Source organism: Candidatus Accumulibacter phosphatis, assembly GCF_012939955.1.
Lineage (GTDB): Bacteria > Pseudomonadota > Gammaproteobacteria > Burkholderiales > Rhodocyclaceae > Accumulibacter > Accumulibacter delftensis.
In genome coordinates this window covers 72,956-88,115 of the sequence record NZ_SPMY01000043.1, presented here as the reverse complement: position 1 = coordinate 88,115, position 15,160 = coordinate 72,956, and the positions used below count along the sequence as shown (strand labels likewise).

The following is a 15,160-nucleotide window of genomic DNA, read 5'->3' as shown; positions in this document are numbered from 1 at the left end:
GTGCTGATGCGATTCGGCCGAACCTGCCCCGAATTGCCCGCCGACTTGTTCTTCCACGAAGATGAATGGCATGCCGCCTACCTCCTTCACAAGAAGAAACCACCCGCTGACCTCCCAACTCTCAACCAGGTCCTGAGATTGGTCGCCATGCTCGGCGGCTTCCTTGCACGCAAAGGCGACGGAGAACCGGGCGTCAAAACCATCTGGCTCGGTTTGCAGCGTGTCATGGATTGCGCTATCGGCCTCCAGTTCATGCGTCAGGCAGATCCTGGGTAAGTTGTGTATAAGGCTATGACGTTGACGGCCTTGTCGGCGTCGGTATTGAACGGCTGTACCGTCGTGTGCAGCAAGGGCTGCAACTCCTCGGGGGCGTCAGAATTGACGATCAGACTGTCGAGCCGCATTTCGCGTTTGGTCAGTTCTGCGCCACGCAGCACCGTTTCGATGAACTGGAACTTGGACGAAAAGACACGAGAAAGACGGGACAAATCGAAGGGCGCTGGTGGCGCGGCTTTGATTGCGGCGACCACTTTGGCAATCTCCTCGTGGGCAAGGGGCTCGGCACCGATCTCGCACTTCGCCGCCGGCTGCTCGGGGTCAACACCGAGCGCCTCGGGCAGTCTCTGCAGGGTTTCCGGTGTGAATAGCAGCCCGTTTGGCTCGTCATCACTGCGAGGCGCCTCGAACATCAGGGGCGCGGGTGCCCAGACAAGGACTTCATCGTCGGCCATCAGCAGACCGATTCGAATACCTCGTTGCCGCCGCACTGGAAAACCTCGTTTTGTGGCCGCCGCGCTCAGCGACTGGAGAGAGGGCGCGTCGCAATAGCCTAGTCGACAGCTCTCCTCATCGGCATCCAGGATTATCACGATCTGAGGAATGTTGCGTGCTGTCAGGCAGGTTTCCAGCGCTTTCGCGACAGCAGCAGAGACGCCTGGCGCCACAAAGACCAAACGCCGAGTCGCGCCAGCGATGCTGCGCACCACGTCGTCGTCCCGTATGGATCGGAATACTCGCATGACGCCTCCATTTGCCAGAAATTGTCCTCGCATTTTAGTTTACAGTGAGTTCGCCGGCTGGCGCGCAGGCACGAAGGCGACACAGCGCTGCAGAATCGTCGGCGCCGGCCGATAGCCGCGGATAGCCGAGACGACTCCGCCAGGCTTGGCGACCACGCAGACGCCAGAGCGCAAGTAGTCGCACTGGATACAGCGTCGACGGTCATCTGTGTCGGCCGTGGCGCACTCGCCTGCGCGGCCAAGAAAGTATTGCCGCGCGCCGTCATCGTGCCGACACTGGGCGCGCACATCGCTGACAATGGCTTGGTCGGCTTCCCCGATCGCTGTCAGCCAGCCTACGATGGCGGCTTCTTGATCGCTGGTCAGCATCGCCTCGGGTTGTTGGCTGACCGTGTCGATCGGCTCAGCCGCCAGCGCACCTGGATAGTTGGCGAGAACCTCGGCATTGCTGGCAGCGGGCGACACCGACACTGCCAGTGCGTCGCCGTCGGCGAAGTGGACCAGCCAGCGCGAAGCCGCGAAGGGCTTTTGGTTGGCGTCTTCGGACAGCAGCGCAACGATGCCGGCCTTGTTCTCTCGGATGGCGGCAAGCCATCGCGTAACCACGGCTTGTTCGCCCACCGCCTTGATCGTGCCGGTAGCCGACAGCGAGAGCGTCACGCCGTCCAACGCCGAATCTCTGAGGATTGTCCCCGCGGTCATATCTCTACTTCCACCAGATCAACCGACGGTTCTATCGCAGGACGCGAACTTGGCGAAACTGGCGAACTTGGCCTATCTGCAGGCTTTCCGGCTGCTTCACACGCATGCGAAATCGGCGAACTTGGCGGAATTGGCTTTGTCGCAGCAATGCCAATTTCGCCAAGTTCGCCGGCTTCGCAGCTTCGCGCACTTGCTAAATTCCTTGCCGAATGAGCAACTGCGCCAGTTTCGCCAGTTTCGCAGCAGTGATAAAACTTCGTCCGCTTGCCGCTCTTATCGTCTTTCTCACCCTCCAGCACCTCAATGGACGGGGGGGTGTTCATCAGCAGACTGTCCAGCGCCTCGTCCATCCGCTTGGCTGACAAGTGGCCCGAGAAGCATTTCTTCGACAGGTCGGCACGGCTTGTCTGGCCATTCTGCTTCAGGTAGTCGAGAATCTTTACAGCGCCGGCCGAAGATTCACGCGCGGCCAATTCACCAGCGGCGTCGTTGAAAATGAACCGCACTGACTCGCGGTGAAAGCGGACCCAGGCCAGCGCTGCGTGGATATGGTGCACGTCAATCGTCAGCGTGTGATCGGTCAACGCGAACAGCATTGCCAGCCGGAGCAACATCGGTGCTCGCCGCTCCGTCAGCGCAGCAACTTTCTCGCCATCTGCCAGTCTGGACAACTCGCCGCGATACAGCCGTGCATATTCTGCCTTTGCGTCAGCGGACAATTCCATCGGTCTGCTGTCTTTGCTTTCCGGGTAGCCCTCGGTCGCGAAGCGAATCGCTGCTTTCGTGCGCTCTGCCAAGTCAGTGACCACCGCCCGCGGTGTCGGCAGGGGGAAGGGCTCAATGCGCTCGCGCTCAGCCCAAAAGATCAGGAACCGATTCGCGAAGCCGTTGGACAGTTCACGCGACTCCATCAGGCCAAGCAACTCTGATGGCGTGATGTTGCCCGTCAGCGAAATGTGCGGATTGCTCGCCCATAGCCGTGATGTCTTTGTTGCTGGCCTGATGCCTACCCCGTCCCACGAATCACGTAGCGCCGCGCTCAAGGTGTTCCCGTCGCGCTTGGCTTGGTGTAGCACGTTCGCAAACTCCGATTCGATAACCCATAGCCGTTTGTCCTCAATCGGCAAGACTTCTTCTTTGCCGGCCTTGTAGCCGTCGTGGATCAACAGCGCCAGCCCTTCTCGCGTGCTCAAGCCGCCGTCGTGCATCTGTCCGCACAATGGATCAGCGAGATTGCCGGTGTCCTCGTTGTGCTGGTTCTCGATAGCGCTCCTGATACGCTTCGTCAAAGCAGTCGCCTCACCTTTGCGACCTCGCCCACTGCGCCCGACGTGCAGCATGAAGATTCGCGCATGGTGTTTGACGTTGCCGACAGCCAGGAAGACGTTTCGACCGAACCCCGCCGACAGCAACGCGATATGCGCGGCAGCGGCAGCGTAGCGGTTTGCCTCGGTAGTTTCGGCCGCCGCCCGCGCAACGTCACCGATCAACCCGTAAAGCATTGCCGTGTCTGGCTTCGGTGCGTTGCGATGCGAGTCGACAGAATCGTCCTGTGACGCCTGCTTGCCCGAATTTTCACTCTTGGGAATCACGGTCAGAGCAGCGCGCAGTTTGCGCCCGTCGTCGCTCAGCGCGCTTTCAGGTGCCGGCCCTTGCCCTTGCTTCAGCAGTGCCGAAACATCCGCCGGTGGCCGTTTGCGTTGCTGGCGCGGCCCATCCACGAGTACCCGCAAATCCGCCCATGACTTATCGGAGCATGAATTATGCTGGCACTTGAAGCCCAAAGCGCCGCCTGCCATCCGGAAGATCGCCGCCTCGCCCTTGCCGTGCTGATGGTTGAACGGGCAGTGCGCCAGCTTGAACCGCTCGCTTCCTTCGTGGATGTCTTGCGCGGATGCGATGCCCAAACGTTCCAGAAAGTTGCCCAGGTCGAACGCCTCGCGCCGCCCGGTGCCGCGTTCATATCTGGACGCTTGCGCCGAGGGGTTCGCGTTCGCTGCCGCCGGCAGCCTGGCTCGCAGTTGACCGACAGTGACCACCTCGCCGCGGCTCGGTGTCGACACCACTTGCGACAATCGCCAGGGTGCAAGTGCGGTATGGTCGCCCTTGGTTGCCACTGTCCCGTACAGCTTGGTGATCCGGCCCGCATTAAACACGGTCTGGTCGACCGTCACTTGCTCGTTGTCGAAGGTAGCGGCCAATCCGGCCAACACACCTTTGAGCAGATCCCGGCTTTCGGTATCGTTGGGTAGATCAAGGGGATAGACCAAATGAAAGCCGTTGCCCGATTCGGCCGCGAGAGGTTCCGGCCAGCCATCATCATGCAATGCTTGGTAGCACCTCCGCGCCGTCGCCTTGGCTGCTCCAAGCTGCGCGTCGGTCGCACTGGTGTTGCTTGGCCTGGTCGGGTCGAAATCGAGCAGCAGCCACCGCCGCCGGGTAACTTGCGCGTCCGTCGTCGTTGCCGCCGCGCCGGCCTCAATCCGGTTGCAGTAGCGCGCCAGCAATTGCGGGTCGATCGGGTTGAGGGTGACATACACCGCCGCGCCGTTCCTGTTCAGCATCGCCGCGTGCTCTGCCAGTTGGTGCCGGTGATCACCGTCGAAGTATCCAGCGTCGGTGCGCTTGCGTCCCTTGGGGAAAGACCGTAGCTCTATCACGTCGTCAGGCGGAAATAGCGCCGCCAGTGCCTTGATGATTGCAGCCTGGTCGGCTCGCGGAATGGTGCAAGGTGCATTCATGCTCTTCGCTCCCCGTTCCAACTTCTTTTCCACCGACGGTCGCGGGACGGTTTCACGTTGCCGGCGAGCCTGAACCATCCTCTCAGCGGGTCCGTTTCGGTATCAGAGCGAACGTCGAGAGCAGTATCTCCGGTCGCGCGGTTGCCACCGTTGCGGCTATTTCCTTGTGCGCTCATCGCCGCCGCCTACGCCGTTGCGCCAGTTTCGCGGGTGCGCTTTTCCAGCCAGGCGATAAGGTCCGCGCGCCGATACCGCACGTTGCGCCCAATCTTGATGAAGGGAAGGTTGTAACGCCCGGTGCTACGCCAAACAGACAGGGTGCCGGGGGAATTGTCGAGAAACTGCGCTGCTGCTTTCTCGTCGAGTAGGTCGCCAGCTGCTGCGATGAGATTTGAGAGGTTTTTGCTTGTCATGATTCGCTCCAGTAGGGAACCGCACGAGGCAGTTCAGAACTGCACAGCGCAGCCCATGGAGCGAAGGTTAGAGAAAGGGAAATACAAGATCACCGCAGTTGCGGCCGCCACCGCCTCAATTGCGGAACTATCCGGCCTGAATTGACCGCTTCGCTTCGGGGAACTTACGGGACAGATTGCTTGCGGACAGGCCCGCGTAACCGTCGAATAGCCGGTCAATTTCTTCGATCAGCTTCGCCTCGCTGGCGAATGACGGATGACGCTCGATACCCGGCAAGGAGCCGTTGATACAGTCCAGAAGCGCGGCAATGATGTTCAGATAGGTTTTTTCAGCCCTTGCTCCTGGTACATCGGCCGCAGACAGCTTGTTGGTTAGGGAATCGACCATTGCTCGAAGAGAATCTCGTTCTGTTTCTGCTTTGCCTTTCGCTTCCTCAGTTTCCCGAATGCGCTCATTTGCTTGCAAAAGCTTTTGCTCTTTGGCGTCATGCGCCGCTTTCAGCGCTCGATAGGCGTCCGGGGTGATTGATGAGTGGGTATGTCGCTCAATTTCGTCAAACAGGAATGCAGGTTTGTCCGCTGGAAACTCGTTCGCAATCCATGTTTTCAAGTCTTTTCTCGAAACATGCCGACGCTCGGGTGCTACGTGGTCATCGGTCGCTCGGCCGTTTTCGCGGCTCACCGGCAAGATACCATTGTCGATCGCGTCATGGATTGCCCTGCAGCGCGGCTCAAGGCATGGGATATAAGGATGCTGCAAGACCGCCCGATAAACCGCCGTCGCCATCCCCAACTGCTCGTCAACTTCGCCGGCGGGGATGCCACACCATAGCGCAGCAGCTACCGGAACCGGGTAGATTGAAAAATACGCACGCACGTTGTCACAACTGTCTTCTTGCCAAGACCTATTCATAGCGCCCCTTTCACGCCTCGCCCTTGATTCGGAATGCCGCGCCAGCCGGGCTAGGGTTTCCCGGTTTTCTCCCCGTCGGGATAGGCGCAGCAAGACTCAGGTTTTCTCAGGTCACGCCGCCACCGCGAAGCGCCTCACGTCGATTTCTACGCCCGCCGCCGCTGCCTGCTCGGCTTGATTCAGCAAGGCAGCAGTAACGGCCTCGTCATGGAAAGCTTCGCCGCAGTTCTCGCACACCAGCGCCGGAACCTCGCGGAAAACAATCACGACGTCGCCGCGTTCAAGTGGAACAGTCACAGCGCCGGCGCGGGTTTCGCCGTGTCGGCAGATAGGGCATTTCATGGGTTTTTCCTCGTGGCCAGGTCCGCCAGCCATAGGGCGGGGTCGGGTTCGTATACGGTAATGATGACGCGCTCGCCATCGTCGGGGTTGTCGGCGAACACCAGATGCAAAGGGCGGTTGCCAGCGAAGCCCAGCCACAGGCAGCTAGGGTAGGGCGTATCGGTCGGGTAGTCTTCGATTACGCGCCCCGACGCCAGCGCCGCGCCAACGTCGGCAGTCGATATGCGGCGCTCGAACATCCGCCGCACCGCATGCTGTCGATAAATCAGCTTCACGCCTTGCCCCGCTTCGGCATGGGCAGCACCTCCGCTGCGTCTTTCATTCCGCCAGCTTCCATCATAGCCGCAGTTGCCGTATTGACAGACGCCCGCACCGGGTCAAGGTCGAGACGGGCATAGATTGCGGTCGCCTGCTGGCTCTTGTGGTTCAAGCTCTTGCCAATGATTGCCAGCGATGCACCTGTCTTGGCCTGCCAGCTTCCCAAGGTCCGGCGCAGATCATGCAGCGTTACGCCGTCCGGGATGTTCCTGCCGTAGGGGATGCCGGCCCGTTCCATGACGCGAATGACAGCTTTTTTCGGTTCCTCGATATGACCGCTCTCGCCGCTTCCCGGGAAAACAAAAACGGCGCCGCTCTCGGCAGCGTCCTGTCGTGCTTGCAGAATGGTCACCGCTTCAGGCGAAAGCGTTACGTTTTGCGGCGTACCATTTTTCGTATTGGGAATCCGCCAGACGGACTCTTTCAGGTTAACTTCCGTCCAGCGCATCGCGAGCAAGTTGGCGCGACGCGCGCCGGTCAGCAGCGCCAGCAGAATGTAGTCTCGCAAGGTCTCGTTCTGCTCTTCCGCCAGCGATTGGAAGAAGCGGGGAAGCTCGTCGGATCGGAGGAAGCGATCACGGCTTACCTTGGCGCCCGAAATCGTGACACCTTGTGCCGGGTTGGCGTCGACATATCCCCATTCGATTGCCTTGCCGAAGATGCTTGATGCAAGAGCACGAATATTGCGCACAGTGGCCACGGCCTTGCCGGTTTTCTCGGCGTCGGAAAGTGTCCGGGCGATCATCGCACGCGTGATTGTCGCCAATTTCCGCTTGCCAAGGGAGGGCTGCAGGTAGTCACGGAAGCGCTGTTGATCGGCAGCCCACGCTTGCTTTTTCTCCCCGTGTCGCCTGCCGTACTCGGCGAAGACCTCAGTGAGCGTCGGTTCCCCTTTTAGTACACGCTTCGCCTGCGCAGGGTTTGCGCCGTCCTCGATTTCTGCATTCACCATGGCGGCTGCCTTGCGCGCTTGCTCGACGGTCATCGCGGGGAATCGCCCGAGGGTGACGCGCTCCGGTCCGCCGCCTTTCGTACGCCGGTACATCGAAAAGGTTTTCACGCCGCTTGCCGACACGCGCAGTTGCAGGCCCGGCGCCTTGGTGTCGTGATAAGTCGACCGCGAGCCCACCGCAGGTAGCGGCAGGGCGAGCAGCTTTTCCTTGTTGAATTGCAGCTTCGCGGTATCGTTCATGACCTCTCCTTATGCCCTTGGGAAATTTGGGATTACGCTGGGGTTACATTCCAGGTCAAAAACCATCCTGTTTCGCGTAACCCCGTTAAGGTGAGTTTAGCCGCTATAGCCTGCTGTGTATAGTTCCATTAAGGTTTATAAACCCATAGGTCCACCGGGACTCACGGATTCATAACCCATAGGTCGGTGGTTCAATTCCACCCATCACCACCAACGGATTAAAGCATTTAGCCCCGGTCAAAAGCCGGGGCTTTTTGCTGTCCGGCTTTCGTGTAGACTTCCAGGGCTGCCTCAAAGGGAAGCCGTGCCACTCGGATCAAGGTGTCGGTTTCCGCCTGCGCGCATCAGATCGAGCGGTAACGGAGGCGCCCACCCCGTCATTGCGCGGAGGCGAGGCCGACGCGGCAATCCAGTTCCACGTTCTGATTTCCTTGCCGCCGCCGCATCGACAACGCGAAGAGGCAAAGCTCTGAATTGCCCCGTCGGCTTTGCCTCCTCGAAATGACCTTGGCTACGCCTGCTGGCAATGGCGCGCAGGCGGATATGTCATTTGACAGAACTCGCCTTGGCTGCCGTGGCAGCAGTGTCAAGTCCGTGCAGCGCCAGGAGTTCGTACGTTTCACCGCACCTGCAACACGGCGCGGCGCTATCCCGTCATCGCATACACCATGTCGCTGAGCGAGCGCCGGAAGGCCTCGTTCTCTACAAACTGCTTGTAGACCAGGGTGTCGTCCTTGAGCAGCGCCTGCATCATTCGGCTCAGCGCCTGGTCGTGTGCGATACGCGCCGTATGTGGCGTGTTCTGCCGTGCATTCTGGAAGGCTGCGTCAGCAGCAACCTTTGGCGCGATGTCCTCGCGAATACGCCTGGCGACCCGGTCGCTGTCGGCGAACAGGGTGCCGAACTGCTCGTTGAAGGTCTTCAGGATGTTGCTCAAGCGGTCGAATTCTGGCTGGCTGTGGCCATCGCCACCCCCGTCGGTTGGGACAGGCTCGATCTCCGCATCCTCGTCCGCCAGCGGGTCGAGATTCCAATAGTGACGGCAGAGCCGCTTGTACATTCCGAGCACTGAGTCATCACCGCAGAAGTCGAGCAGGCGATCCAGTGTGTGTTCGATGTGCTGAGTATCGCGGCAGCGAGTGCGCAGGATGTCGTCGACCACTGGCCTGTATTCCTGTGCGGCCTGCTGCTGAAGTTCACCGATGCTCCGCGCGAGGGCGACGATCGCCTGTGAAGTGGCGTCGTTGATCTTCATTCGTGGCTTCCAGCGTCAGGCAGGCGCCGGGCGGCCTGTTCCCTGGCGTGTTCTATCGCCTGGTGCAGCCGTTTGCGCAGCAGTGGCAACGGCGGTAACTCGGTGCGGTACTCGCTGACGCGGATGGACTTGGCGTCGAGTTGAAGCAGTTCGACCTGCTCGGCGTCGGCGGATGCGCACAGGATGAGACCGATTGGCGCTTCTTCGCCAGTTCCCGTTCGTATTTGTCCAGCCAGCGCAGGTGGCGGTGGAAGAACAGCGGGTCGAGATGAAAATCGTCCTTGCCGACGCTTAGGCGCTTCTGCCGGGCAACGAAGGCGAAGCCGGTACCAAGCTCCAGCAGCACGCACTCGATCTCGCGCAGGATGGCGCTCTCGAGATCGCGTTCGATATAGGCCCCCGTGAGTCCCAGGAGATCGAGAAGGTACGGATCGCGGAAGACGATGTCGGGGCTCATCGGCCCCTCGCCAAGTTTGCCGATCTCTGCCGAGATGACGGCTTGCGGCTTCTTCGACAGGGCGGTGCGCTGGTACAGCATGCCGACGATCTTCAGGCGCAGGGTACGCACGTCGCAGCGCTCGATGCGGCACATCTCGGCGTAGAAGTCGCGGGCCAGCTGATCCTTGATCGGCCGGCAGTAGCTCGACGAAGTGGCTCCCGCTCAATGTTTGCGACAGCGTCGCAAGAATCTGCTCGTCGGTCATCCACTCGGCGAATCGGGCCATGCGCGTCAGGGCCGTGTAGCTGAAGCCGGCGCCGAACTCGGCGGTCAATTCTTGCGACACGGTCGCAAGAATCTCCTTGCCGTAGGCCGCGCGTCCCGCCTGCAGGTTTTCTCGCAGCAGGCGGCAACCAAGCTGCCAGCACAGCCGCGTGTAGGTGACATTGGCAATGCTGGCCAGCCGCTGGCGGGGCGAGCGGACGAGAGTTCGCAGATCGCCCAGCAGGGCTCCTTGGTCAGCGGGAATTGTCTCGCCTGCCGTGGGCACAGACTTGGTCACTGCCTGCTTTGCAGCGTCACGGTCGGGCCGCTTGATCCCTTTCTTCATGCGCCTGTCCCGCCCTTCAGCAACCCATCCAGCAGTCCCTCGGCTTCCTTCTCGTTGGCCAGGATATCCGCACTGATCTCTTCCAGTGCGCGCAGCGGTTGCGCTTTGTAGAAGTGGCTCCAGGCGCCGGATGACGCACATCGGCAGGATTACGTCGGGGTACTTGCCGCGCCTGAAGAGGTCGCGCAGGACATCGTCGGCGATGCCCCAGATGAAGGAGACGATCTTGTTATGTGTGGCCTGGTCCATCAGCGCTTCGGTTCGATTTCTTTTACTGGGTGAGGCGAGCCCACTCACTCCGGAAACGGGCAGTGTGTCGCAAGTGTCAGGCATGCCGAATATTCAGCCAGAGCATAACCCGCAACCCATGAATGACGGCTGCGGTGAGGCGACGAAGCGGAAGAATCAAGGCGCTGCTTACCGGAAAATGGTGCGCATGTCACGATGGTCGCTGCCAGAAAACTATGCGCGATTGCCGCGTTGTTGGTTTCTCGCGGTGACGGCGTCGCGACTGGAGCGGCTAGCAGCGTCGTCGTCATTGCGAGCCAAGCGAAGCAATCCAGGGAGCACGCTGCGCGAAGGCAACGGCCATATGTCCAAGAATCGATCGATCAGGCGGTCAGTCGGCGCTTCAATTTCACCCCACACTGCCAATAAATTCAGCCATTTAGCCCATGTGTTACGAGGGCTTCTCCTTTCCGGCTACCGCGTAGCGGTATACACTCAAAGTCCTCAATTTGCCTTGATCGCCCGCAGTGACAAGTTCGGCGGGTGCGGCTTTCCTTGACAGGACCACCGATGACCGAAGAGCTGTTTCGCGAAGACGCCTCGCTTGCCACCTGTAATGCCCGCATAACGCGCGTCGACGAGCGTGGCGTGCAACTCGATCGCACGGTTTTCTATCCGCTGGGTGGCGGCCAGGCAGGTGACCGAGGCATGTTGATCCTGCCTGACGGTAGCGAGTTGGAGATCTTCGATACCCGCAAGGGTGCGTTCCCGGGCGAGATTCTGCACCTGGCGGGCGCTGCGCAGCAGGGGCTGCTGGCGTTGTTGAGCGTCGGAACGCCGGTCACCGCCCAGATCGACATGCCGCGCCGGCAGCGGCACATGCGCTTTCATACGGCCACGCACCTGCTGTGCGCGCTGGTTCCGCAGCCGGTCGACGGTTGTTCGATCACCGCCGATTACGCGCGCCTGGACTTCCACATGACTGCGCCGCTCGACAAGTCGGCGCTGAATGCGGGCCTGGCGCGCCTGGTCAAAGAGGCGCATCCGGTCAGCCAGCGCTGGATTACGGAAGCCGAGCTTGATGCCAACCCGGGCCTGGTGCGCAGCATGAGTGTCAAGCCGCCGCGTGGCCTGGGGCGGGTGCGCGTGCTCGAGATCGAAGGCGTCGATCTGCAACCCTGCGGCGGCACCCATGTGGCCAACACGGCCGAAGTCGGTACCGTCATCGTCACTCGCATCGAGAAGAAGTCGGCGATGACGCGCCGCGTCGTGCTCGGTTTCGCGCCGCTCGTCGATAGCGCGCGCTGAGCAATGTCCATGCCCTTGCGCGGACAGGGACGATCCGCTCCCGGCCGGGCGACGTTTCTGGCGCTCATTGTCCGCCGCGCCATCATACCCATCGTTCTGCTCTGGGCATCGCTGCTCGGCGCCCAGGAAACGCTCTTGCCGGGTGTTGCGGACCTGCAGCAGCGCCTGGCGTCGGTCGAGCAGTCCGGCACTCTCAGCGCTGCGCAGAAAGCCGAAATTGCCGCCCTGTATCGGCTGGCCATCTCCCGCATCGAGGCTGCCGAGCGCTTTGAAGAGGAGGCTCGCGCCTATGCGCAGGCGCTGCGCGACCTGCCCCGCGAGCGGCAGCGATTGCGCGCCGAGCAGCAAGCCTACCGACCGCCGAAAGTCGCCAAAGACCTAGAAAAGCAGCCGCCGAGCGTTGTCGAGCAGGCGCTTCTGGACGTCGTGGGTGAAGAAGCGATTCTGCGGACAAAACTCGCCCGGGTGCAATCCAGCGTGCAGTCAGAACGCGCTCTGGCGCTCAAGCAACTGCTCAGCACCGCGCAAGAGAGCGTGGACAAGGTCGACAACAGCGCGCGTGCAGTCGGCACCTCCGAGCAAACTCAGCTGGCCGAGGCCGCCGCTCGCGCTGCCGACAAGCGCCTCGGGCTGGCGCGGATCGAGGCCTTGAGCGAGCGCCTGGCCAGCCGACCGGCACGCCTGGCACTGATGGAGGCCGAAGCCGACCTGCTGGCTGACCAGCTGGCCAGTACGACGGACTACATCGCCGCGCTGCAAGCCATTCTGGGTCGCGTTCACAAAGCCGGGGTGAGTGCGCTGGTCAGCGATCTCGAGGCCTTCATGCAGTCGCTGGGTGCGGCGCCAGAGGACTTGCTGGGTTTTGCCGAGGGCAATATCCGCCTGTCCAGATTGATCGACGAAATACTGGTAAAAAGGCAGCAGGCGGAAGCCGAGAGCGCTCGCCTGCGCGGCGCCGTGTCGCTGCTCAACAGCAAGCTGGAAACGCTCGATCGCCTGCTCAATCTCAATCAGCTCGACGCCTCGGCGGCCTTCGGTATCGCCTTGCGCCAGGAAAGGGACAAGGCTTCGGACGCCATCAACATCGAGAGCGCCCGCAGCAAGGCGGAAGGCGAACTCGAGGCCAGCCGCATTGCCCTGTTTCAACTGGAGGAGAAGCGCCCGCCCTACGACCTGCCCAGCAAGCCGGCGCTGGAAAAGCTGCTGCGTGGGGCTACCCAGGACTGGGGCGCGGCGATCGACAGCCTGCTCGAACAGCGCCGCAGCCTGATTACCCGCCTGAAGAATGAGCAGGCGCGCTACGCCGATGAACTGTTCGTGCTGCTCACCCAGCTCAAGTATTTCTCCGATCGCTCGCATACCTACCGTGATGCGCTCGAGAGCCATCTGTTCTGGATTCCCAGCGCGCAACCGATGGGCATGCAAACGCTGCGCGCCGCGGTTGATTCCATGGCCTGGCTTTCGGAGCCCGCGCACTGGCAGGACGTGCGGCAGGCCGCCGCCAGAAATCTGGATCACCGCCTGCCGGGATTCCTCGGCCTGCTGCTGCTCCTGGTGCTCGCCATCGCCAGCCGTGGCCGCTTGAAGCAGCGCCTGGAGCGGATGGCGCCGCGGATCGGCAAGGTGCAGTCGGATGATCTGGTACTGACCCTGGAAGCTTTCGCGATCACGGCGGCTCTTGCCTTGCCGCCGGCGTTGCTACTTTTTGGACTGGCCTACCTGGCTCACAGCCATACGGGTTTCGCCCGCAGCCTGGAGACCGCGCTTATGACGGGTGGCGTCCTGATCCTGTTCATGGAGTTCCTCCTGCAGCTGGTTCGTGCCAAGGGCGTCGCCGCCGTGCATTTCGACTGGAGCCTGTCAACGCTGACCCTGCTGCGCCGCAACACCCGGCGGCTGATGCTGCTCTTCGTGCCGATCACCATCGTTATGGTCCTGGTTTCGGTGCACGCCGCCCCGGAGATTCGTGACGGCCTGGGACGGATTTCCCTGATCGTGTTCTGTCTGGCGATTGCCTGGATCGCTTCCCGGCTGTGGCGCCTGTCGCGTCTCAGTCTCGCCGAGACCGATGGCGACAACTGGCTGTGGTACATCGTCTACCTGTGGTATCCCGCACTAATGCTCATCGCGCTGGCGACGATTGGCCTTTCCCTGCTTGGCTACCACTACACCGCTTCACAGCTGCTGCGGCTAACCATGCAGTCGATCGTGCTGATCACCATGGCGACGCTTGTGCACGCCACGCTCGAGCGCGCTTTCTCCGTCTTCGAGCGGCGAATGGCGCTGGCACGGGCGCGCGAAGCGCGTCACGCGGGCCGGGATGCGGGCACGCAAACGATCGATCGCCAGGCGGCCGAACGCGCCGCCGACGCCATTCCGGAAGCCTTGCAGAGCTACGAAATCGACCGTCACACGATCAGCCGGCAAACGCGCGCACTGCTCCGCCTGCTCGTCCTGCTAGGCATTGCCTTTGCCATGGCTTGGATCTGGCAAGGCCTGTTGCCGGCGGTGCGCACGCTTGACGAGATCGTCCTCTGGCGCCTCGGCGCTGCCGACGGCACGCTGCCCCAGCAGGTGGTGACCCTCTGGAGCCTGATCGTCGCGGCGACGGTTTTCGCCATCGCCATCATCGCCATCCGGAACCTGCCCGGTGCGCTCGAAGTGGCCGTCCTCAGCCGCTTCGATCTGGCTCCCGGCACCGGCTATGCCATAACCATGCTGCTGAACTACCTCATTGTTCTCGTCGGGCTGATTGCCGCGTCGAATCTTCTCGGCATCGACTGGACGAAGCTGCAGTGGCTGATCGCAGCGCTCGGCGTCGGCCTGGGCTTCGGCCTGCAGGAAATCGTCGCCAATTTCGTTTCCGGCATCGTCATTCTCTTCGAGCGGCCGTTTCGCGTCGGCGACATCGTGACCATTGCCGGCCATACCGGCACGGTGACGCGCATCCACATTCGCGCCACGACCATCAGCGACTGGGATCGCAAGGAACTGCTCATCCCGAACAAGACTTTCATCACCCAGGATTGCATCAACTGGACCCTGTCCGATCCCATCACGCGCTTGATCGTCCCCCTTGCCGTCGCCTACGGAAGCGACGCGGAGCAGGTGGTCGACACCCTGATGGAGGTCGCGCTGAACAACGAAAGCGTTGTTGACGAGCCAGCGGCAGCGGCGTTGTTTCTGCGTTTCGGCGAAAGCGGTATGGAGTTCGAGCTGCGCGTGTTCACACGCGTGGTCCTCAACCGCAGCATCGTCACGCACGAACTGCACATGGCCATCGACAAGGCCTTTTGCGAACGCGGAATCAAGATCTCGTACCCGCAACGCGACGTGCATCTGAGCACAGGTTCGCCTCTCGAAGTCCTCATGACGGCGCCAACGGCCGAGCCGGGAGCGACGCCATAGCCATGTGTAGCGCCTGAATCGAGTTGGCCATTCGACCCTGATGGTCAGGAAAGCCAATTCACAGCCGCCAGTCCCCTGGGTCGCGTCACGACCGCCGCAAGGGGCCGCCTCAACGACCACCAACGCTGCGCCTCCTTGCAATGACCGTGCGTGCGGGATGATTGCCGAGAGTCTCATCAAGAAAGCAGCACTATACTAGCGCTCATACCATCACTGCTTACAGCAAGGCAATGAGCACCGACCGTGAAGAACGCCAGGAGGCGCTCTCGCGG

14 protein-coding genes and 1 pseudogene are annotated in these 15,160 nt (G+C 61.5%); 4 read left to right on the top strand and 11 right to left on the bottom strand.

Annotated features, from left to right (window positions below):
- Positions 1–276: IS4 family transposase (locus tag E4Q23_RS15210; RefSeq protein ID WP_272873692.1), on the top strand; the 276-nt coding region annotated here is incomplete at its 5' end.
- Here the strand turns inward: E4Q23_RS15210 and E4Q23_RS15205 are convergent.
- From E4Q23_RS15205 to E4Q23_RS23970, 11 genes and pseudogenes are all read right to left on the bottom strand, one after another.
- Entirely contained in the window at positions 258–986 is a 729-nt protein-coding gene (locus E4Q23_RS15205) for a hypothetical protein (RefSeq protein WP_169067414.1), read from the bottom strand. The two genes, E4Q23_RS15210 and E4Q23_RS15205, sit on opposite strands and share 19 nt — an antisense overlap.
- A gap of 72 nt (positions 987–1,058) precedes the next feature.
- Entirely contained in the window at positions 1,059–1,721 is a 663-nt protein-coding gene (locus E4Q23_RS15200; RefSeq protein ID WP_169067413.1) for a hypothetical protein, read from the bottom strand.
- Positions 1,718–4,261, bottom strand: coding sequence for a YfjI family protein (locus E4Q23_RS23985; protein WP_248595480.1), 2,544 nt, complete (start codon positions 4,259–4,261; stop codon positions 1,718–1,720). The genes E4Q23_RS15200 and E4Q23_RS23985 overlap by 4 nt, the downstream gene beginning before the upstream one ends.
- 386 nt (positions 4,262–4,647) lie before the next feature.
- Positions 4,648–4,875 carry a helix-turn-helix domain-containing protein gene (locus tag E4Q23_RS15190; RefSeq protein WP_169067412.1) on the bottom strand — a complete coding sequence of 76 codons (228 nt, stop codon included), beginning with the start codon at positions 4,873–4,875 and terminating at the stop codon, positions 4,648–4,650.
- A 127-nt stretch (positions 4,876–5,002) separates the two neighbouring features.
- Positions 5,003–5,788 (bottom strand): hypothetical protein, encoded by a 786-nt coding sequence (locus E4Q23_RS15185; RefSeq protein ID WP_169067411.1) that lies wholly within the window; start codon positions 5,786–5,788, stop codon positions 5,003–5,005.
- Positions 5,789–5,899: 111 nt separating this feature from the next.
- Positions 5,900–6,130, bottom strand: a complete 231-nt coding sequence (locus E4Q23_RS15180) for a type II toxin-antitoxin system MqsA family antitoxin (protein ID WP_169067410.1) — start codon at positions 6,128–6,130, stop codon at positions 5,900–5,902.
- Complete coding sequence (locus tag E4Q23_RS15175) at positions 6,127–6,405, bottom strand: DUF4258 domain-containing protein (protein ID WP_169067409.1); 279 nt, start codon at positions 6,403–6,405, stop codon at positions 6,127–6,129. The genes E4Q23_RS15180 and E4Q23_RS15175 overlap by 4 nt, the downstream gene beginning before the upstream one ends.
- The gene (locus E4Q23_RS15170; RefSeq protein WP_169067408.1) at positions 6,402–7,640 is read right to left on the bottom strand and encodes a tyrosine-type recombinase/integrase; all 1,239 of its coding nucleotides are present in this window, start codon (positions 7,638–7,640) and stop codon (positions 6,402–6,404) included. The genes E4Q23_RS15175 and E4Q23_RS15170 overlap by 4 nt, the downstream gene beginning before the upstream one ends.
- A gap of 646 nt (positions 7,641–8,286) precedes the next feature.
- Entirely contained in the window at positions 8,287–8,895 is a 609-nt protein-coding gene (locus tag E4Q23_RS23980; RefSeq protein ID WP_248595479.1) for a hypothetical protein, read from the bottom strand.
- Positions 8,896–8,947: 52 nt separating this feature from the next.
- The gene (locus tag E4Q23_RS23975) at positions 8,948–9,463 is read right to left on the bottom strand and encodes a PDDEXK nuclease domain-containing protein (RefSeq protein ID WP_291996653.1); all 516 of its coding nucleotides are present in this window, start codon (positions 9,461–9,463) and stop codon (positions 8,948–8,950) included.
- A gap of 70 nt (positions 9,464–9,533) precedes the next feature.
- Positions 9,534–9,944 (bottom strand): annotated as a pseudogene (locus E4Q23_RS23970) (DUF1016 N-terminal domain-containing protein); the annotation flags it as partial.
- A 202-nt stretch (positions 9,945–10,146) separates the two neighbouring features.
- On the opposite strand from E4Q23_RS23970, the gene E4Q23_RS15150 reads away from it, so the two are divergent.
- Genes E4Q23_RS15150 through E4Q23_RS15140 form a run of 3 tightly spaced genes read left to right on the top strand, consistent with a single transcriptional unit; the run spans position 10,147 to position 14,888 of the window.
- Positions 10,147–10,731 (top strand): hypothetical protein, encoded by a 585-nt coding sequence (locus E4Q23_RS15150; protein WP_169067359.1) that lies wholly within the window; start codon positions 10,147–10,149, stop codon positions 10,729–10,731.
- An 11-nt stretch (positions 10,732–10,742) separates the two neighbouring features.
- Positions 10,743–11,480 (top strand): alanyl-tRNA editing protein, encoded by a 738-nt coding sequence (locus tag E4Q23_RS15145; protein WP_169067407.1) that lies wholly within the window; start codon positions 10,743–10,745, stop codon positions 11,478–11,480.
- Positions 11,481–11,489: 9 nt separating this feature from the next.
- Positions 11,490–14,888, top strand: coding sequence for a mechanosensitive ion channel domain-containing protein (locus E4Q23_RS15140; protein WP_169067406.1), 3,399 nt, complete (start codon positions 11,490–11,492; stop codon positions 14,886–14,888).
- Positions 14,889–15,160: the final 272 nt, after the last annotated feature.

What these genes read in the sequence shown, in the direction of transcription:
- E4Q23_RS15200 (WP_169067413.1), bottom strand. Translation starts at nt 1,721, where the DNA reads ATGACCGCGGGGACAATCCTCAGAGATTCGGCGTTGGACGGCGTGACG.
- E4Q23_RS15190 (WP_169067412.1), bottom strand. Translation starts at nt 4,875, where the DNA reads ATGACAAGCAAAAACCTCTCAAATCTCATCGCAGCAGCTGGCGACCTA.
- E4Q23_RS15185 (WP_169067411.1), bottom strand. Translation starts at nt 5,788, where the DNA reads ATGAATAGGTCTTGGCAAGAAGACAGTTGTGACAACGTGCGTGCGTAT.
- E4Q23_RS15180 (WP_169067410.1), bottom strand. Translation starts at nt 6,130, where the DNA reads ATGAAATGCCCTATCTGCCGACACGGCGAAACCCGCGCCGGCGCTGTG.
- E4Q23_RS15170 (WP_169067408.1), bottom strand. Translation starts at nt 7,640, where the DNA reads ATGAACGATACCGCGAAGCTGCAATTCAACAAGGAAAAGCTGCTCGCC.
- E4Q23_RS23980 (WP_248595479.1), bottom strand. Translation starts at nt 8,895, where the DNA reads ATGAAGATCAACGACGCCACTTCACAGGCGATCGTCGCCCTCGCGCGG.
- E4Q23_RS15150 (WP_169067359.1), top strand. Translation starts at nt 10,147, where the DNA reads ATGCCCCAGATGAAGGAGACGATCTTGTTATGTGTGGCCTGGTCCATC.
- E4Q23_RS15145 (WP_169067407.1), top strand. Translation starts at nt 10,743, where the DNA reads ATGACCGAAGAGCTGTTTCGCGAAGACGCCTCGCTTGCCACCTGTAAT.
- E4Q23_RS15140 (WP_169067406.1), top strand. Translation starts at nt 11,490, where the DNA reads ATGCCCTTGCGCGGACAGGGACGATCCGCTCCCGGCCGGGCGACGTTT.